At 62.4% G+C, this 19376-nt stretch carries 18 protein-coding genes; 16 read left to right on the top strand and 2 right to left on the bottom strand.

Features of this window, described 5'->3' with window-relative positions:
- Positions 1 to 7: 7 nt before the first annotated feature.
- From BMZ70_RS23280 to BMZ70_RS23265, 4 genes are all read left to right on the top strand, one after another.
- The gene (locus BMZ70_RS23280; RefSeq protein WP_092280377.1) at positions 8 to 928 is read left to right on the top strand and encodes a Tim44 domain-containing protein; all 921 of its coding nucleotides are present in this window, start codon (positions 8 to 10) and stop codon (positions 926 to 928) included.
- Between the two features lie 74 nt (positions 929 to 1002).
- The gene (locus BMZ70_RS23275; protein WP_092279982.1) at positions 1003 to 1611 is read left to right on the top strand and encodes a ubiquinone biosynthesis accessory factor UbiJ; all 609 of its coding nucleotides are present in this window, start codon (positions 1003 to 1005) and stop codon (positions 1609 to 1611) included.
- Positions 1608 to 3170, top strand: coding sequence for a ubiquinone biosynthesis regulatory protein kinase UbiB (gene ubiB / locus BMZ70_RS23270; RefSeq protein WP_092279980.1), 1563 nt, complete (start codon positions 1608 to 1610; stop codon positions 3168 to 3170). The genes BMZ70_RS23275 and ubiB overlap by 4 nt, the downstream gene beginning before the upstream one ends.
- Complete coding sequence (locus BMZ70_RS23265; protein WP_092279978.1) at positions 3167 to 3760, top strand: methyltransferase domain-containing protein; 594 nt, start codon at positions 3167 to 3169, stop codon at positions 3758 to 3760. The genes ubiB and BMZ70_RS23265 overlap by 4 nt, the downstream gene beginning before the upstream one ends.
- On the opposite strand, the gene BMZ70_RS23260 is transcribed toward BMZ70_RS23265, so the two are convergent.
- Both BMZ70_RS23260 and BMZ70_RS23255 read right to left on the bottom strand, forming a co-directional pair.
- Positions 3755 to 4123 carry a hypothetical protein gene (locus tag BMZ70_RS23260; protein WP_130301050.1) on the bottom strand — a complete coding sequence of 123 codons (369 nt, stop codon included), beginning with the start codon at positions 4121 to 4123 and terminating at the stop codon, positions 3755 to 3757. The two genes, BMZ70_RS23265 and BMZ70_RS23260, sit on opposite strands and share 6 nt — an antisense overlap.
- A 21-nt stretch (positions 4124 to 4144) precedes the next feature.
- Positions 4145 to 4351 carry a hypothetical protein gene (locus BMZ70_RS23255; RefSeq protein WP_092279975.1) on the bottom strand — a complete coding sequence of 69 codons (207 nt, stop codon included), beginning with the start codon at positions 4349 to 4351 and terminating at the stop codon, positions 4145 to 4147.
- A gap of 241 nt (positions 4352 to 4592) precedes the next feature.
- On the opposite strand from BMZ70_RS23255, the gene BMZ70_RS23250 reads away from it, so the two are divergent.
- The 12 genes from BMZ70_RS23250 to BMZ70_RS23195 all read left to right on the top strand — a co-directional run bounded on the left by BMZ70_RS23250 (position 4593) and on the right by BMZ70_RS23195 (position 19351).
- Positions 4593 to 4874 (top strand): FmdB family zinc ribbon protein, encoded by a 282-nt coding sequence (locus BMZ70_RS23250; protein ID WP_092279973.1) that lies wholly within the window; start codon positions 4593 to 4595, stop codon positions 4872 to 4874.
- Between the two features lie 31 nt (positions 4875 to 4905).
- Positions 4906 to 5526: a DUF502 domain-containing protein gene (locus BMZ70_RS23245; protein ID WP_092279971.1), complete on the top strand. Its 621-nt coding sequence runs from the start codon at positions 4906 to 4908 to the stop codon at positions 5524 to 5526.
- A gap of 47 nt (positions 5527 to 5573) precedes the next feature.
- Positions 5574 to 7373 (top strand): aspartate--tRNA ligase, encoded by a 1800-nt coding sequence (gene aspS / locus BMZ70_RS23240; RefSeq protein WP_175500819.1) that lies wholly within the window; start codon positions 5574 to 5576, stop codon positions 7371 to 7373.
- A 49-nt stretch (positions 7374 to 7422) separates the two neighbouring features.
- Positions 7423 to 7881 carry a dihydroneopterin triphosphate diphosphatase gene (gene nudB / locus BMZ70_RS23235; protein WP_092279967.1) on the top strand — a complete coding sequence of 153 codons (459 nt, stop codon included), beginning with the start codon at positions 7423 to 7425 and terminating at the stop codon, positions 7879 to 7881.
- A 70-nt stretch (positions 7882 to 7951) separates the two neighbouring features.
- Positions 7952 to 9886 carry a DUF4214 domain-containing protein gene (locus BMZ70_RS23230; protein ID WP_092279965.1) on the top strand — a complete coding sequence of 645 codons (1935 nt, stop codon included), beginning with the start codon at positions 7952 to 7954 and terminating at the stop codon, positions 9884 to 9886.
- Between the two features lie 27 nt (positions 9887 to 9913).
- Positions 9914 to 11851, top strand: coding sequence for a DUF4214 domain-containing protein (locus BMZ70_RS23225; protein WP_092279963.1), 1938 nt, complete (start codon positions 9914 to 9916; stop codon positions 11849 to 11851).
- 63 nt (positions 11852 to 11914) lie between these two features.
- Positions 11915 to 12730: an endonuclease/exonuclease/phosphatase family protein gene (locus BMZ70_RS23220; RefSeq protein ID WP_092279961.1), complete on the top strand. Its 816-nt coding sequence runs from the start codon at positions 11915 to 11917 to the stop codon at positions 12728 to 12730.
- A gap of 8 nt (positions 12731 to 12738) precedes the next feature.
- On the top strand, positions 12739 to 13902 hold the full coding sequence (gene clsB / locus BMZ70_RS23215; protein ID WP_092279959.1) for a cardiolipin synthase ClsB: 1164 nt from the start codon (positions 12739 to 12741) through the stop codon (positions 13900 to 13902).
- A complete protein-coding gene (locus BMZ70_RS23210; RefSeq protein ID WP_092279957.1) occupies positions 13899 to 14270 on the top strand; it encodes an RNA-binding S4 domain-containing protein in 372 nt (123 codons plus the stop codon). The genes clsB and BMZ70_RS23210 overlap by 4 nt, the downstream gene beginning before the upstream one ends.
- Positions 14271 to 14476: 206 nt before the next feature.
- Positions 14477 to 15100 (top strand): TetR/AcrR family transcriptional regulator, encoded by a 624-nt coding sequence (locus BMZ70_RS23205; RefSeq protein WP_092279955.1) that lies wholly within the window; start codon positions 14477 to 14479, stop codon positions 15098 to 15100.
- Positions 15101 to 15139: 39 nt separating this feature from the next.
- A complete protein-coding gene (locus BMZ70_RS23200) occupies positions 15140 to 16930 on the top strand; it encodes an acyl-CoA dehydrogenase C-terminal domain-containing protein (protein WP_092279953.1) in 1791 nt (596 codons plus the stop codon).
- An 18-nt stretch (positions 16931 to 16948) separates the two neighbouring features.
- Complete coding sequence (locus BMZ70_RS23195; RefSeq protein WP_092279951.1) at positions 16949 to 19351, top strand: 3-hydroxyacyl-CoA dehydrogenase/enoyl-CoA hydratase family protein; 2403 nt, start codon at positions 16949 to 16951, stop codon at positions 19349 to 19351.
- Positions 19352 to 19376: the final 25 nt, after the last annotated feature.

Genomic DNA, 19376 nt, shown 5'->3' with positions numbered 1-19376 from the left:
AATGACCATGAACCTGAAGAAAATCCTCGTTGGTGCTGTAATCGCGGTATCCGCCATGTCCATGCTGACGGAAGCGATCGCGCGTCCCGCCGGCGGTGGCCGTTCGATAGGCCGTCAGTCGCAAAACGTCAGCCGCATGCCGGCCCAGCCAGCGCCGCAACCGGCGCCACGCCAGGCCGCGCCTGCACCGGCGCCTGCGCAGATGCCTCCTGCGGCCGCGCCGAAAAAGCCGAGCATGTGGAAGGGCATCCTGGGCGGCGCGCTGCTGGGCCTGGGCCTGGGCGCGTTGTTCTCGCACTTCGGCATGGGCGGCGCGCTGGCTAGCGCGTTGGGCTCGATCCTGATGCTGGTGCTGCTGGCCGGTGTGGTGTTCTTCATCATTCGCCTGATCCGTGGCAAGTCGCAGCCTGCGGCGCAGCCGGCTGGTTTCAGCGGCAACCAGAATGTGTATGCGATGCCGCAGCAAGGCGGTGTGGCGACGCCGGAAATCGGCTCGGGTCTGCAGCCTGCGCCGGTCGCTGCTGTCGCTGCGCCGGTGCAGCACAACCAGTGGGGCGTGCCGGGCGACTTCGACCAGGCCAGCTTCCTGCGCGTGGCCAAGAGTAACTTCATCCGCCTGCAGGCGGCCTGGGACAAGGGCGATGTGGCCGATATCCGCGAATTCACCACGCCGGAAGTGTTTGCCGAAATGAAGATGCAGATCACCGAGCGCACCGTGGCCGACTACACCGACGTGGTCAGCATCGACGCCGAACTGCTGGGTATTGAAACCAGCGACAGCGATTACCTGGCGAGCGTGAAGTTCACCGGCATGATCAAGCCGGCACCGGACGCGCTGGCCGAGCCGTTCCACGAAGTGTGGAATCTGGTCAAACCGGTCAACGGTTCCAGTGGCTGGCTGCTGGCAGGTATCCAGCAACTGGCGTAATCAGGCAAATCCAGCAAAGCTGGTAAGATCAAGGCCGCCCGTCATCGGGCGGTTTTGTTTTGAACGACGGGAATATGATTTCATTCAATCCAGGCAGTTTTTCTGCGGCGCCGGCCAGCGCCGCCATCAATCACTTGCTGGCGCAGGAGCCGTGGGCGCGCCAGGAGTTGCAGCGCCACGCCGGCAAGATCGCCTGCATCGACGCCGGCTCGGCCGCGCTGCGCCTGCGCGTCACCGCCGATGGCTATCTGGAAGCCGCGCCGGCCGATGAGCCGGCCCGCGTCACCATCCGCGTCAAACTGTCGGACCTGCCGCTGATCGCGCAAAACCGCGAGCGCGCCTTTTCCTATGTGCAAATCGAGGGCGACGCCGAATTCGCCAACGCCATTTCCAACCTCAGCAAAACCCTGCGCTGGGAAGCCGAGCATGATCTGGAAAAAGTGATCGGCCCGATCGCCGCCGTGCGCGCCGTCTCCGGCGCCAGGGCCGCTTTCGAGGCGGTCAAGGCCGGCCACCAGAAACTGGCCGAGAATGTGGCCGAATTCCTGCTCGAAGAAAAACAGGTGCTGGTGCGGCCTGAAACCGTACAAACTTACTCGTCCGACGTGACCCGTCTGCGCGACGACGTCGAGCGCGCTGCCAAGCGGCTGGCGAAGCTGGAACAAAAACTGGGATCCCAATAATGCTGAAATTCTTGCGCCTGCTGAAAATCCTGCGGGTCTCGGTACGCTACGGCCTCGACGAAATTGCCATCTCCGGTTTGAAGAAACCGCGTATCGCCAAGCTGATCGACACGGTATTTTTCTGGCGCGACATTTCTGCGCCGCGCGGCGAACGCCTGCGCATGGCGCTGGAAGAGCTCGGTCCGATCTTCGTCAAGTTCGGCCAGGTGCTGTCGACCCGTAGCGACCTGATTCCGGCCGATCTGGTGATCGAACTGGCGCGCCTGCAGGACCGCGTGCCGCCGTTCGACTCCGACCTGGCCATCGCGCAGATCCGCAAATCGCTGGGCGCGCACCCGGATGAGCTGTTCGCCACCTTCGAGCGCACGCCGGTGGCCTCGGCCTCGATCGCGCAGGTGCACTTCGCCACGCTGCGCGACGGCCGCCAGGTGGCGGTCAAGGTGCTGCGTCCGGGCATGAAGAAATCCATCGACGACGACGTCGCGCTGATGCACGTCGCCGCCGAGTGGATCGGCAACCTGTGGGCTGACAGCAAGCGCCTCAAGCCGAAAGAGGTGGTGGCCGAGTTCGACAAATACCTGCACGACGAGCTGGATCTGATGCGCGAGGCCGCCAACGCCAGCCAGCTGCGCCGCAACTTCGCCGATTCGCACCTGCTGCTGGTGCCGGAAATGCACTGGGACTATTGCTCGCCCAGCGTAATCGTGATGGAGCGCATGCACGGCATTCCGGTGTCGCAGATCGACCGCCTGGAGCAGGCCGGCGTGGACTTGAAAAAGCTGTCCAGCGACGGCGTGGAAATTTTCTTCACGCAGGTATTCCGCGACGGCTTCTTCCATGCGGATATGCATCCGGGGAACATCCTGGTGTCGATCGAACCGGAAACGTTTGGCCGCTACATCGCGCTCGACTTCGGCATCGTCGGCACGCTCAACGATTTCGACAAGGATTACCTGTCGCAGAACTTCCTGGCCTTCTTCCGCCGCGACTACAAGCGCGTGGCCGAGGCCCACATCGAGTCCGGCTGGGCGCCGAAGGAAACCCGCGTCGACGAACTGGAATCGGCGGTGCGCGCCTGCTGCGAGCCGATCTTCGACCGTCCGCTGAAAGACATCTCGTTCGGCCAGATCCTGCTGCGTCTGTTCCAGACCTCGCGCCGCTTCAACGTCGAAGTGCAGCCGCAGCTGGTGCTGCTGCAAAAGACCCTGCTCAACATCGAAGGCCTGGGCCGCCAGCTCGATCCCGACCTCGACTTGTGGAAGACCGCCAAGCCGTATCTGGAAAACTGGATGGCCGAGCAGGTCGGCGTGAAAGGCTTCATGCAGCGGCTGAAGGCCGAGGCGCCGCGTTACGCCCACCTGTTCCCGCAACTGCCGCGCCTGGTGCATCAGGCGCTGGAGCGTCACGCTGAAAAGCCAAATGACAACACGGAACTGATCAAAGTACTGATCAACGAACAGCAGCGCACCAATCGCCTGCTGAGTTTGGTGATCTATGGTGCCGGCGCGTTTGCGCTGGGCGTGGCCGGCTTCCAGCTCTATTTGCGCTTGCACCCGTGACCGATTTCCAGCAGCGCGACCCGAGTTCGCCGGCGTTCTGGGACGAGCGCTTCGAGCGCAACTTCACGCCGTGGGACAAGGGCGGCGTGCCGCAAGCCTTGCGCGACTTTGCCGCCGCCAGCGCGCCGCTGGTGACGCTGATCCCCGGCTGCGGCTCGGCCTACGAACTGGCCTTCCTGGCCGAACAGGGCTGGGACGCCACCGCCATCGATTTCGCGCCGGCCGCCGTGGCGCAAGGCAAGGCGGCCGCCGGCCCGCATGCGGCGCGCGTGGTGGAGGCGGATTTCTTCCAGTGGCAGCCGGCCACGCCGCTGCAGCTGATCTACGAGCGGGCGTTTTTGTGCGCCATGCCGCGCGCCATGTGGGCGCAGGTGGCGGCGCGCTGGGCGCAGCTGCTGGCGCCGGGGGCGCTGCTGGCAGGCTATTTCTTCTTTGACGATGCGCCCAAGGGCCCGCCGTTCGGCATCAACCGCGCGCAGCTGGACCAACTGCTGCACGCGCACTTCACCTGCATCGCCGATGAAGCCGTCAGCGACTCGATTCCGGTGTTTGCCGGCAAGGAGCGCTGGATGGTGTGGCGCCGTTCATAGCGTCGAGTCCGGACGCTGGATCGGTTCCGGCACGATGGCTTCGTCGTTGCGGCCATAGGGCGCAAACAAGAGCAGCAGCAAGCCGCAGGCGAGCATGGCCAGGGCCGATGGTTCCGGCACCGCGCTGGTCACCTGGGGCGTGGCGGCAGCGTTGGCTGGTTGCCCGGGCGGCGGCAACTGGGCGGCATCCTCGGCTGCTGGGATGGCCGGCTCCGCCGGCAAGGTGATATCCGCCAGTGGCCGTTCAGGCAGCGTGACCGGGCCGCGCCGGTCGGCGTCGAGATAATCGTGGGCCCGCATGGCCGAGGCCGGACCGGCGCTCAGCACAGCGGACAGCAGAGTAAGGGCAGCAAGCCGTTTCATGGCATCCCCGCAGCGTGGCCGTTAATCGCAATAGGTGGGCAACTCGTGGCGTTTGATGCGCGGTCGGTGTTTGTAGGCTTGTAAGCCCACCACCACGGCCATACACAACAAAATGGCGCGGCGGTGCAACGGTTCGTCGGGCGATTGGGGGACAAGTTTGCTGGTGGCGGCGAAAGCCGGCGCGGCGAGGCAAGCGGTCAAGAGCCCTGCGGTCAGGTATTTTTTCATGGAATTCCCTAAGAATCAAAGAGTTGGAGCGTCGTCGGTCGCGGACGGCAAACGAGGCGGCGATTCAGGGATTGGGAAATCTTCGCTTGTTGGATGGTATTAAATCATGCCTTCTTACAATATGCGAATAGATTTTTGCTATGAAATCGATTACCGGAAGAGCCGTGTCCACAGGAAACAGTCAGGTGGCTGGCAAAAGGCTTTATAATTCAGGGTTTTGATGATTTTTGCGGAGTAAGTAATGCCGATCTACGCGTACCGCTGCGAGGCCTGCGGTTTTGCCAAGGACGTCTTGCAGAAGATGTCCGACCCGCAGCTGACTGTCTGCCCGCAGTGCGGCAAGGAGTCGTTCAAGAAACAAGTGACTGCCGCCGGTTTCCAGCTGAAAGGCTCAGGCTGGTATGTGACCGATTTCCGTGGCGGCACGCCGCCGGCCACCGGCACGGCCACCGGCCCGGCCAAGACCGAAACCGCTGCGCCTGCCCCGACGCCGACGCCATCGGGCGGCGGCAGCGACAACTGAAGAAGCGATTCATTCACCACGAAGGAAGTCGATGCGTAAATACTTCATTACCGGTTTGCTGATCCTGGTGCCGCTGGCGATTACCGCCTGGGTGCTGAACCTGGTGATCAGCACGATGGACCAGTCGCTGCTGTTCGTGCCGGAGCGCTGGCAGCCGCGCACCCTGATCGGTTTTGACATCCCCGGCCTGGGCACCTTGCTGACCGTGGTCATCGTGTTCCTGACCGGCTTGCTGACCAATAACCTGGTCGGCAATTACGTGGTCAAGCTGTGGGAAAAACTGCTGACCCGGATTCCGGTGGTCAGCTCGCTGTATTCGAGCGTCAAGCAGGTGTCGGATACGCTGTTCTCGTCGTCCGGCAATGCCTTCCGCAAAGCGGTGCTGATTCCGTATCCGCACCAGAATTCGTGGACCATCGCCTTCCTGACCGGCACGCCGGGCGGGGATGTGAAGAATCACCTGGTCGGTGACTATGTCAGCGTGTACATCCCGACCACGCCGAATCCGACCTCGGGCTTTTTCCTGATGATGGCGAAAAAGGATGTGGTCGAGCTCGACATGTCGGTCGATGCGGCCCTGAAATACATTGTTTCGATGGGTGTGGTGGCGCCGGAAGAAGCGCCCAAAGCCATTGAAATCGCAAGCAAATAAGATTAACTGAGTAACTTAACCTGAACCGAGAAATAAACATGTCCTCAATGCGTACTCACTACTGCGGCCTCACCACTGAAGCGCTGCTTGGCCAAACCGTCAGCCTGTGCGGCTGGGTACATCGTCGCCGCGATCACGGCGGCGTGATCTTCATCGACCTGCGCGACCGCGAAGGCCTGGTGCAAGTGGTGTGCAATCCGGAACAGGCTGAAGTCTTCAAGGCCGCCGAAGCCGTGCGCAACGAGTTCTGCCTGCGCGTGACCGGTGTGGTCAAGGACCGCCTGGCCGGCACCGTCAACGCCAACCTGAAGTCGGGCAAGATCGAAGTGATCTGCTCGGAGCTGGAAGTGCTGAACGCCTCGGTGGCCGTGCCGTTCCAGCTGGACGACGACAACCTGTCGGAAACCACCCGCCTGACCCACCGCGTGCTGGACCTGCGTCGTCCACAGATGCAGAACAATCTGCGCCTGCGCTACAAGGTCACGATGGAAGTGCGTAAGTATCTGGACGAACTGGGCTTCATCGACATCGAAACCCCGATGCTGACCAAGTCGACCCCGGAAGGCGCACGCGACTACCTGGTGCCGTCGCGTGTGAACGCCGGTAACTTCTTCGCGCTGCCGCAATCGCCGCAGCTGTTCAAGCAACTGCTGATGGTGGCCAACTTCGACCGCTACTACCAGATCACCAAGTGCTTCCGCGACGAAGACCTGCGCGCCGACCGCCAGCCGGAATTCACCCAGATCGACTGCGAAACCTCGTTCCTGAACGAACAGGAAATCCGCGATCTGTTCGAAGACATGATCCGCAAGACCTTCAAGAACACGATGGATGTCGACCTGCCTAACCCGTTCCCGGTGATGGACTTCGCCGAAGCGATGGGCAGCTACGGTTCGGACAAGCCGGACATGCGCGTGAAACTGAAGTTCACCGAACTGACCGAGGTCATGAAAGACGTCGACTTCAAGGTGTTCTCGGGCGCCGCCAACATGCCTAACGGCCGTGTGGTGGGCCTGCGCGTACCGAAAGGCGCCGACATGCCGCGTTCGGAAATCGACGCCTACACCCAGTTCGTCGCCATCTACGGCGCCAAGGGCCTGGCGTACATCAAGGTCAACGAGAAAGCCAAGGGCCGTGACGGCCTGCAGTCGCCGATCGTCAAGAACCTGCACGACGCCGCGCTGGCCAAGGTGCTGGAACTGACCGGCGCCGAAGACGGCGACCTGATCTTCTTCGGCGCGGACAAAGCCAAGGTGGTGAACGACGCCATCGGCGCGCTGCGCGTGAAGATCGGCCACTCGGAATTCGGCAAGGCCGCCGGCCTGTTCGACGACGTCTGGGCGCCGCTGTGGGTGATCGACTTCCCGATGTTCGAATACGACGAAGAGTCGGATCGCTGGACCGCGACCCACCACCCGTTCACCGCGCCGAAAGACGGCCACGAAGACTGGCTGGAAACCAATCCGGGCGCCTGCATCGCCAAGGCCTACGACATGGTGCTGAACGGCTGGGAACTGGGCGGCGGTTCGATCCGTATCCACCGCGAAGAAGTGCAGTCGAAAGTGTTCCGCGCGTTGAAGATCGACGCCGACGAAGCGCGCCTGAAGTTCGGCTTCCTGCTGGACGCGCTGCAATACGGCGCGCCACCGCACGGCGGCCTGGCATTCGGCCTGGACCGTATCGTGACCCTGATGACCAAGTCCGATTCGATCCGCGACGTGATCGCCTTCCCGAAAACCCAGCGCGCGCAGGATCTGCTGACCCACGCGCCGTCGGAAGTGGACGAGAAGCAGCTGAAAGAACTGCACATCCGTCTGCGTGCTGCCGAGCCGAAAGTGGCTGGCTAATCTGTTTTGCTAAGAAAGGGCGCTGCGGCGCCTTTTCTTTTGCCTGTCTATGAAGCCTTACAAGATTCCTGTATCGGTGCTGGTGGTGATCCACACCGCCGACCTGCAAGTGCTGCTGATCGAGCGAGCCGACAAGCCGGGCTTCTGGCAATCGGTGACCGGCTCGCTGGATGCGCTGGACGAACCGTTGCTGGCCACCGCCGCGCGCGAGCTGTTCGAAGAAACCGGCATCGTCGCCGATGGCGAGCGTATCGTGCTGCGTGATTGGCATCTATCGAATGTCTACGCCATCTATCCGGTCTGGCGCCACCGCTACGCGCCGGGCGTGACCGAAAATACCGAGCACGTCTTCAGCGTCGAAGTCCCGCGCGACATCGCCATCACCCTGAGCCCGCGCGAACACATCAACCATATCTGGCTGCCCTGGCTGGAGGCGGCCGACCAATGCTTCTCGCCCTCGAACGCCGAAGCCATCCTGCAATTGCCGGCACAAGTTACAGGTATTTGATGGATCGATAGTTATTTTTCTGGTAAGGTTGTGATTTCCCGATCACATCATCTTTTGCCAGAAAGTACGCATGCCCACACCCACCACCTCCAGCCCGATTTATTCCTTCGGCCTGACCGGCAGCCAAGTCTACGACGCCCTGTTGGCGGGCATGAAATGGGGCGGCAAGGTTGGTGCCGGCGTGACGCTCACCTACAGCTTCCCGTGGGCGGACGGCAGTGATGCCGTGTTCGGCGGTCCCAACGGGACCTATTCGAAGCTCAATGAACAGAACGCGAGCGCGCATTTTGCGTTGAACCCGACGCAGCAGGATGCGGTGCGCGGCGCGTTCCAGGCGTGGGCCAACGTGGCCAACATCAAGACGGTGGAAGTGGCGGACGGCGCCAGCTCGGTGGGCGATATCCGCGTCGCCTGGACCTCGGCCACCGACACCACCAGCACCGGCGAGAATTCCTGGGGCTGGGCTTACTACCCAAGCGGCAGCTACCCGGACGGCGGCGATATCTGGATCAGCAATTCCTCCTCGGCCGCGACCGACACCGACTGGGCGCCGGGCTCGTACAACTATATGTCGCTGATCCACGAGCTGGGCCATGCGCTGGGCTTGCAGCATCCGTTCGAGGGCAAAGTCAAACTGGATGCGGCTTACGACAACGGCCTGTACACGGTGATGGCCTACGATGACCCTCCCAATGCCCTGTACGTCGACGTTACCGTGCAAGGCAACTCCGCCAGCTGGGCTTCGCGCAAGATCCAGCCGGACACGCCGATGGTGTACGACATCGCGGTGATGCAATACCTGTACGGCGCCAATATGAGCTACCACACCGGCGACGATACCTACACCTTCGATCCTGCCACGCCGTTCTTCCGCACCATCTGGGACGCCGGCGGCAACGATACCATCTCGGTGGCCAACTTCACCGAGGGCTGCGACATCGATTTGCGGGATGGGCACTATTCCTCGATCGTCATTCCGTCCGATAGCACCGACGGCTACATTTGGCAAAAGGCGCCGCCCACCGCGACCTATGACGGCACCAACAATCTCGCCATCGCCTTTGACGTGGTGATTGAAAACGCCATCGGCGGCAAGGGCGATGACGTCCTGTGGGGCAACGGCGGCAACAACCATCTGCAGGGCAATGGCGGCGTCAATGTGCTGAACGGCGGCGACGGCATCGACAGCGCCATCTACACCGGCAAGTACAGCGACTACCTGTACACCTCGCACGGCGACTTCTTCACGCTGATCGCCCGCGACCTTAGTGATGACCAGGCCGACGCGGTGTCGAATATGGAGCGCATGGTGTTCAAGGACGTGACCGTGGCGCTGAATCTCAACGGCTTGGCCGAGGATGCGCTGACGGCGCAATACACGGCGCTGGCGCAGAAGTTCTACGTCGGCTATTTCGGCCGCCCGGCCGATCCGAACGGGCTGGCCAATATGGTGGCCCAGCTCAAGGCCGCCGGCGCGCCCACCACCGCCGACGGCATCGTGCTGGCTTACCAGACCAATGCCGGCATCAAGCAGCTGGTCGACAGTTTTGGTGCGAGCGCCGAGTCGGCCGCGTTGTATCATGGCGGTAATGAAGACTTCGTAACGGCGATTTATGCGCACCTGCTGGGCCGCGCACCGGACCAGGAAGGGCTGCACTACTGGGCCGGCGCGCTCGACGGCGGCGGCCTGGCGCGCGGCCTGGCCGCGCTGAGCATCATGGCCGGTGCGGAAAGCAACACCACCACGCAAGGCTTGAAGGATGGCTTGCTGGTCGCTAACCGCATCACGGTGGCCGAGAACTTCACGGCCGCGCTGAACCAGCCGGCACTGGTGGCCAAGTATGCGGGCGAGGCGGCCGCCGGCGCGGCGCGCGTGCTGCTGGATAACGTCGACCAGGATACGGTGGTGTTCAACTATGAAAGCAATGTGCTCGATACGATAGGCCGCTTGCCGGCGCAACTGGTCGGCGTGCAGTCCATCCTGCATGACGGCCTGACGACGTGAACAGAATCATGAATTGAGGAGAATGCCATGCCCAGCCCCAGCACCACCGGCCAAGCCAGCGATGTCAGCAACAGTGGTCAAATCAGCATCGACGCCCTGATCGCCGGCCCCAAGTGGGGCGGCGGGGCCGGCAGCGGCGCCACCATCACCTATAGCTTCCCGTGGACCAACGGCAGCAGCGCCGTATACACCGGTCCCGGCGGCGTCTACTCCGACCTCGATGAAGCCAATGCGACCGAGCACTACGGCCTGGACGCGGTCCAGCAGGCCGCTGCGACCAAGGCGCTGCAAGCCTGGGCCAGTGTCGCCAATATCACGCCGCAGCTGGTGGCGGACACCGCCACCTCGGTGGGCGATATCCGGCTGGCCTTCACCTCGGCCTCCACCACCGTCAGCGACGGCGGCGCGGCGTGGGGCTGGGCCTCGTTCCCGGACGCCTTCTACCCGTCCGGCGGCGATGTCTGGATCAGCAGCGACATCACCGATACCGACTGGGCTAGCGGCTCCTACAATTACATGTCGCTGATCCACGAGCTCGGTCATGCGCTGGGCCTCAAGCACCCATTCGAGGACGGCGACCTTGACCCGGTGCATTCCAACCGCCAGTACTCCATCATGGCCTACGAGGATGCGCCGCACAGCCGGTATGTCGACATCACCGAAACCGCGCGCGGCTATGCCTGGGAGTCTTACTACATCGTGCCCGACACGCCGATGGTGTACGACATCGCCGCCATCCAGTATCTGTACGGCGCCAACACCAGCTACAACACCGGCAACAACACTTATACCTTCGATCCGGCCACGCCGTTCCTGCGCACCATCTGGGATGCGGGCGGCAACGACACCATCTCGGTGTCCAACTTCAGCAACGGCTGCGTGATCGACCTGACGCCGGGTCACTATTCGTCCATCACCATCCCGTCCGATGTGCGCACTGATATCGACTGGGGCTCGACGCCGCCGCCGACCGGCACTTATGACGGCACTAATAACCTGGGCATCGCTTTCGGTGCGCTGATTGAAAATGCCATCGGCGGCAGCGGCAACGACACGCTGATCGGCAACAGCGTGGCCAACCATTTGCAGGGCAACGGCGGCAGCAATAGCCTCGATGGCGGCAGTGGCATTGATACCGCAGTCTACAGCGGCAACTACAGCGCCTACACGCTGGCCGCCGCCGGCAGCGGCTACAGCGTCGTGTTGCGCAGCGATGCCAGCCAGAAGGACGCCCTGGCCAACATCGAGCGCCTGAGCTTTGCCGACGGCACGATGGCGCTCAACGCCGCCAGCCTGGCCGAAGACGCGAGCCAGGCCAGGTACGTGGAGCTGGTGCAGAAGTTCTACGTGGCCTACTTCGGCCGCCCGGCCGACGCCAACGGACTGACCAATATGGTGGCGCAGTTCATCGCCGCCGGTGCGCCGACCACCGCCGACGGCATCGTGCTGGCCTACCAGAACAATGCCGCGGTCAAGGCGCTGGTCGACAGCTTTGGCGTCAGCGCCGAGTCGGCGGCGCTGTACCACGGCAGCAACGATGACTTCGTGACGGCGATCTACGCCCACCTGCTGGGCCGCACGCCGGACCAGGAAGGGCTGGACTACTGGTCCGGCGAACTGGACGGGGGTGGCGTGGTGCGCGGCATGGCGGCGCTCAGCATCCTGGCCGGTGCCGAAGCCAACACCACCACCCAGGGCAAGACCGATGCGCTGCTGATTGCCAACCGCATCACGGTGGCCGGCAATTTCACCATGCTGATCGACCAGGCGCCCGAGGTGAACGCCTACGCCGGCGACCTCGCTGCCGCGACGGCGCGCGCCATGCTGGATGCGGTGGACCAGAACACCAGCATCCTGGCCTATGAGAGCAAGGTGTTCAGCACGCTGTCGCAAATGAGCAGTGCGACATTGGCGGAAATCGTCGGCGTCAGCCACAGCAGCGGCCACAGTGAGATGCTGGGTTAAGCCGCGTTGCTTAGTGCGAGACCGCACACCGGAATGGGCGGTCTCGGGAGTAAAATAGGCGGCATGAGACTCCGTGTTGCCACCTACAACATCCACAAGGGCGTTTCCGCCATCCGCGCCGAGCCGCGCGTGCTGGCGCTGAAACAGGCCATCGGCATGTTCGATGCTGATGTGGTTTTTTTGCAAGAAGTGCAGGGCAAGCACGATCTCAAGGCCGCCCGCTACGGCGCCGAACACCTGGGCCACAAGCATTGGCCCGCTGCGGCGCAGCATGAGTTTTTCGCCGGCGAGTCGCGCCACCTGCACGCGGCCTACGGCATGAACGCGATCTACGATCACGGCCACCACGGCAACGCGCTGCTCAGCGCCTTCCCCATCGCCAACCAGGCCAACCACGATGTGTCCGACCACGCCTACGAGCAGCGCGGCATTCTGCACTGCGTGCTGCAGACGCCAGGCGGGCCGGTGCATTGCTATGTGGTGCATCTGGGCCTGTTCGAAGGCAGCCGCCGCCGGCAGACGCAGGCGCTGATCGCGGCGGTGCGCGAATCGGCGCCGAACGGCGAGCCGGTGGTGATCGCCGGCGACTTCAACGACTGGCGCAATACCCTCGGCGAGGAACTGCGCAATGCGCTTGGCGTGGAGGAGGTCTTCGATGAAATCGGCGGCAATTCGGCGCTGGACGAGGTCCTGCGCAAGCTGCGCCGCAAGAGCCCGGTCGCGCCGGCGCGCACTTTCCCGGCCGGCCTGCCGTTCTTCCGCCTCGACCGCATTTATGTGCGCGGCTTCCGCGTCGAGACGGCCGAGGTCATGCATGGTAGTCTGTGGGCCAAGCTCTCAGATCACGCGCCCATCGTCGCCTCTTTGACGCTGGCGTGAGTCCCACTATGCGCTCAGTAAATTTTTTAGCCGACAACGACGTCAAGCTGCTCCACACCGGCACCGAATACTTTCCGGCGCTGATCGGGGCCATCGATGGTGCGCAATACGAAGTCTATTTCGAGACCTATATTTTCGCCGGCGACGACACCGGCCAGAAAGTGCTGGCCGCGCTGATCGCCGCAGCCAAACGCGGCGTGCAGGTGCGCATGATTACCGACTGGTGGGGCACCGGCCGCCGCCAGGTCAATAGCATGCACGATCAACTGACTGCCGGCGGCGTCGAACACCGCATGTTCAATCCGTGGTTCATGCGCGGCGTCACGCGCACCCACCGCAAGATCTGCGTGGTCGACCGCCAGGTGGCGTTTGTCGGCGGCATCAACATCAACGACGACATGTTCTGCGACTACGACCACAGCAAGCCGCTGCCGGCGCCGCGCTGGGATTTCGCGGTACAGGTGCACGGCCCGCTGGTGGCCGATATCCAGCTGGAGGCGGTGACCCAATGGCGCCGCCTCGGCAAGCTCAGCATCATCAAGCGTATCGGCCTGTACCGCGACATGCGCAAGGTGCAGAAGATCGCCGCCCAGCACGCCGTGCAAGCCGGTTTCGTGGTGCGCGACAACCTGCGCAACCGCAGGACGATACAGCGCGCTTACCTGCAGGCGCTGGGCCGCGCGCGCAAGAACGTGTTGCTGGCCAATCCCTACTTCGCGCCGGGCCGCAAGTTCCGCCGCGCGCTGGCCGCCGCCGCCGAACGCGGCGTCGAGGTGGTGCTCTTGATCGGCGTCGGCGAGATCTGGCTGCAGGATGCGGTGGCGCACTCGTTCTACCCCAAGCTGCTTGCGGCCGGCGTCAAAGTGGTGGAATATCACAAGACGCAATTGCACGCCAAGGTGGCGGTGATCGATGACGACTGGGCCACGGTCGGCTCCAGCAATGTGGACGGCCTGAGCCTGTTCCTCAACCAGGAAGCCAATGTGGTGATCAAGGATGCCAGGTTCGCGCACAGCCTGCGCCAGCACATCGAAGCCGGGATTGCCGACGGCAAGGTCATCACCTACGACGACTTCGAGCACGTCGGCCACGTGAAGCGTATCGGCTACGAGATTGCGTTCGTGTTTTACAAATTACTGATGCGGGTGTTCGCAGTGGAGAAATACGCGTGAGCGAAGGTGTACGACTGGATAAATGGCTGTGGGCGGCGCGCTTCTTCAAGACCCGCTCGCTGGCCACGGAGGCGGTGGATCGCGGCCGTGTCACCGTCAACGGCGACCGCGCCAAGCCGGCGCGCAACGTCAAGCTCGGCGACGTGCTGGAAGTGGACAACGGCTCCGACCAGTGGGAAGTCGATGTGATGGGCTTGTCCGACGTGCGCGGTCCGGCCCCGGTGGCGCGCAACCTCTACGAAGAGACCGAGGTCAGCGTGGCCCGCCGCGCTGCGGTTGCGGAAAACCGCCGCCTGTACCGCGAGCCCGGCACCACCATCAAGGGCCGTCCGACCAAACGCGACCGCCGCGAACTGGACAAGTTGTAAGCGAAATCTCCCTCCTGTATTGCTGCCGTGCAGCAATAGAACGCCACCTCTAACAGTACTGTTTGACATTCCCCCCCAAGTGGATAATAGTACGAGCGTTCGCAATTCTTTTCACACAGAGTAAATTTAATCGGAGCAGAATATTCCTTTCTCTCCAATGACCTTTTACTTTGGGATGCAATCTTATTAATACCTCAACTAAATTTATGCGCAAGGGCGAGCTAACCCGCGCGGCAATCCTGGATGTGGCGCTGGATCTGGCCAGCCGTGACGGTCTTGAAGGCCTGACCATCGGATTGCTCGCAGATAAGATGAACATGAGCAAATCCGGCGTGTTTGCGCACTTCGGATCGCGTGAAGATTTGCAGTTGGAAGTGCTGAAGCTGTATCACCACCGTTTCGAGCAGGAAGTGTTTTTCCCCAGCGTCAAAGAGCCGCGCGGCATTCAGCGCCTGCAAGCCATGTTTGCGCGCTGGGTCAAGCGGGTCAGCGTGGAAGTGGCTTCGGGCTGTATCTACATCAGCGGCGCCGTGGAATATGACGACCGTCCGGGTCCGATCCGCGAAGAGCTGATGGCGATGGTCGGCGCGTGGCAGGGCGCACTGCTGCGTTGCGCGAAGCAGTGCATCGAGTGCGGCGACCTCAAAGCCGACACCGACCCGCAGCAGCTGGTGTACGAGATGTACGGCCTGATCCTGGCACTGCACCACGATGCGCGCTTCCTGCGCATCCCGGGCAGCCTGGAGCGGGCAGGCAAGGGCTTCGAGCGCCTGGTCGAAACGTATCGCAATCCGCAATCGCCGGCAGCGGTGGTCGCACAAGCTAGTTAATTAATTCAAACATTCAAAAGTAGTCATCAGGAGAAAATCATGGGTCAATACGTCGCGCCAATCCGGGATATGCAATTCGTTCTGCACGAGCTGCTGAAAGTGGAAGACGAACTGAAGGCGCTGCCGAAACACGCGGAAATCGATGCCGACATCATCAACCAGGTGCTGGAAGAGGGCGGCAAGTTCACCTCGGAAGTGCTGTTCCCGCTGAACCACTCGGGCGACCGCGAAGGCTGCAAGCACGACGCCGCCACCAGCACCGTGACTACTCCTAAAGGCTTCAAGGAAGCCTACAAACAATACGTCGAAGGCGGCTGGGCTGCGCTGGCGTGCGATCCGGAATACGGCGGCCAGGGCCTGCCGGTGGTGATGAACAACTCGTTCTACGAGATGCTGAACTCGGCCAACCAGGCGTGGACCATGTACCCAGGCCTGTCGCACGGCGCCTACGAGTGCCTGAAAGAACACGGCACCGACGAACAGAAAAAAGTCTACCTGCCGAAACTGGTATCGGGCGAGTGGACCGGCACCATGTGCCTGACCGAACCGCACTGCGGCACCGACCTGGGCATGCTGCGCTCGAAAGCCGTGCCACAGGCAGACGGCTCGTGGCTGATCACCGGCAACAAGATCTTCATCTCGGCCGGTGAACACGATATGGCGGAAAACATCCTGCACCTGGTGCTGGCGCGTGTTCCTGACGCACCGGAAGGCTCGAAAGGCATCTCGCTGTTCCTGGTGCCTAAGTACCTGCCTACCGCCGACGGCGGCATCGGCGAGCGCAATCCGATCTTCTGCGGCGCCATCGAAGAAAAAATGGGCATCCACGGCAACTCGACCTGCCAGATGAACCTGGACGGCGCCAAGGGCTGGATCATCGGCCAGCCGAACAAAGGCCTGAACGCCATGTTCGTGTTCATGAACGCCGCCCGCCTGGGCGTCGGCATGCAGTCGCTGGGCCTGACCGAAGTGGCTTACCAGAACGCGCTGATCTACGCCAAAGACCGTATCCAGATGCGCTCGCTGACCGGTCCTAAAGCACCGGACAAGCCAGCTGACCCGATCATCGTGCACCCGGACGTGCGCCGCATGCTGTTGACCGGCAAAGCCTACGCCGAAGGCGCGCGCGCTTTCACCTCGTACGTCGCGCTGCAGATCGACCGCGAACTGAACCACCCGGACGAAGACGTCCGTAAAGAAGCCGCCGACGAAGTCGCGCTGCTGACCCCGATCATCAAGGCCTTCATCACCGACAACGCCTGGATCGCTACCTCGGAAGCGATGCAAGTGTACGGCGGCCACGGCTACATCAGCGAGTGGGGCATGGAGCAGTACGTGCGCGACGCCCGCATCAACCTGATCTACGAAGGCACCAACACCGTGCAGTCGCTGGACCTGCTGGGTCGTAAGATCCTGGGCGACAACGGCGCCAAGCTGCGTAAGTTCGGCGAGAAGATCAAATCCTACGTGGAAGAGAACGGCCTGGACGAAAAAATGTCCGAGTTCATCACCCCGCTGGGCGAGCTGGGCGACAAAGTCACCAAGCTGACGATGGAAATCGGCATGAAAGCCTTCCAGAACGCCGACGAAGTGGGCGCCGCCGCCGTGCCTTACCTGCGCGTCGTGGGCCACCTGGTGTACTCGTACTTCTTCGCCCGCATGGCGCAGATCGCGCTGGAAAAAGAAGACAGCGGCGACACCTTCTACAAATCGAAACTGGCTACCGCGCGCTTCTACTTCGCCCGCCTGCAACCAGAAACCGCCACCCTGATCCGTCAGGCACGCTCGGGCTCCGCCAACCTGATGGCACTCGACGCCGACCTGTTCTAAGCAACCAGAGGAAACGACATGACCAATTTCATCGTTAAAAAAGTAGCCGTGCTGGGCGCCGGCGTGATGGGCGCGCAAATCGCTGCCCACTGCGTCAACGCCAAAGTGCCAGTCGTTCTGTTCGATCTGCCAGGGAAAGAGGGCACGCCTAAGAACGGCATCGTGCTGAAGGCCATCGAGAACCTGAAAAAACTGTCGCCTGCACCACTGGGCAACAAGGAACACGCAGCGCTGATCGAAGTAGCGAACTACGAAGACGACCTGGCCAAGCTGGCCGAGTGCGACCTGATCATCGAAGCCATCGCCGAGCGCATGGACTGGAAACACGACCTGTACAAAAAGGTCGCGCCACACATTTCGGCTAACGCGATCTTCGCCTCGAACACCTCGGGCCTGTCGATCACCAAGCTGTCGGAAGGCTTCGACGCGGACCTGAAATCGCGCTACTGCGGCGTGCACTTCTTCAACCCACCGCGCTACATGCACCTGGTTGAAATCATCCCGACCGAATTCACCAAGCCGGAAATCAGCGACCAGCTGGAAGGCTTCCTGACCTCGGTGCTGGGCAAAGGCGTGGTACGCGCCAAAGATACGCCTAACTTCATCGCCAACCGCGTTGGCGTGTTCGGCATCCTGGCCATCGTGCACGAAGCCGAGAAATTCGGCCTGTCGGTGGACGTGGTCGACGACCTGACCGGCGCCAAGCTGGGCCGCGCAAAATCGGGCACCTTCCGTACCGCCGACGTGGTCGGCCTGGACACGATGGGCCACGTGATCAAGACCATGCAGGACTACCTGCCGAACGATCCGTTCGCAGCCGTCTACAAAACCCCTGCGGTACTGGCCAAGCTGGTAGAGAAGGGCGCACTGGGCCAGAAGACCGGCGCCGGCTTCTACAAAAAAGTAGGCAAAGAAATTCAACGCCTGGACTTCGCTACCGGTGAATACGTACCTGGCGGCGCCAAGGCAGCCGACATCGTGGCACGCATCCTGAAAGAAAAGGATCCGGTCAAGAAGATGAAGGCCATGCGCGAATCGACCAACCCACAAGCGCAATTCCTGTGGGCGATCTTCCGCGACGCTTTCCACTACATCGCCGTGCACCTGGACACCGTGGCCGACAACGCCCGTGATATCGACTTCGCCATGCGTTGGGGCTTCGGCTGGAACGTCGGTCCGTTCGAGACCTGGCAAGCATCCGGCTGGACCCAGGTGGCCCAGTGGGTGAAGGAAGACATCGACGCCGGCCACGCACTGTGCAACGCACCGCTGCCAGCCTGGGTGTTCGAAGGTCCGGTCGCTGAAAAAGGCGGCGTCCACACCCCTGAGGGTTCGTGGTCGGCAGTATCCAAATCGTTCGTGCCACGTTCCGATCTGGCCGTGTACCAGCGCCAGGAATTCCGCGCGCCGGTACTGGGCTCGGGCGAAGTGGATGGCCGCAAAGCCGGCACCACCGTGCATGAAGATGACGACGTACGCATCTGGCACTCGGGCGACGAGGTGCTGGTGATCTCGCTGAAAACCAAGATGCACGTGATCAGCCCAGGCGTGATCGCCGGCTTCCGTAAAGCACTGGCCGAAGCAGAGAAAAACTTCAAGGGCCTGGTGATCTGGAGCGCGGACGCAGCCGAAGGCGGCGCCTTCTCGGCCGGCGCCGACCTGCAATCGGCACTGCCAGCCTTCATGGCCGGCGGCGCCAAAGCAGTCGACCCGATCATCCGCGAACTGCAAGACACCTTCATGGCGCTGAAGTATTCGAACGTGCCTGTGGTGGCTGCGGTTGCTGGCCTGGCGCTGGGCGGCGGCTGCGAAATGGCCCTGCACGCATCGAAGCGTGTAGCGTCGATCGAGTCGTACATCGGTCTGGTGGAAGTGGGCGTGGGCCTGATTCCTGCCGGCGGCGGCCTGAAGGAAGCGGCACAGCGCGCCTACAAAGAATCGAAGGGTAACGACATCCTGCAATTCCTGAAAACCGGCTTCACCAACGCGGCTACCGCGAACGTGTCGAAATCGGCCCTGGAAGCGCAAGCGATGGGCTACCTGAAAGAAGACGACGTGATCGTGTTCAACCCGTACGAACTGCTGCACGTGGCCAAGTCCGAAGCACGCGCCATGTTCGACCGTGGCTACCGCGCGCCGCTGAAGGCGCCGGTGCAGGTGACCGGCCGCTACGGCTGGGCCACCATCAAGGCCCAACTGGTCAACATGCGCGACGGCGGCTTCATCTCGGCCCACGACTTCAAGCTGGGCGACATGATCGCCGAGATCGTGAGCGGTGGTGATATCGACCAGGGTTCGTTCGTGAGCGAGCAGTGGCTGCTGGACATGGAGCGTAAAGCCTTCCTGGAGCTGCTGAACCATCCGAAGACCCAGGAACGCATCATGGGCATGCTGCAGACCGGTAAGCCAGTCCGCAACTAATCATCATTGGGATTAGAAGCGTGTC

The sequence above is a fragment of the Duganella sp. CF402 genome, from assembly GCF_900109645.1.
Taxonomy (GTDB): Bacteria; Pseudomonadota; Gammaproteobacteria; order Burkholderiales; family Burkholderiaceae_D; genus Rugamonas.
Note: the sequence above shows the minus strand (reverse complement) of the source record. Positions and strands in the feature narration are given on the sequence as shown.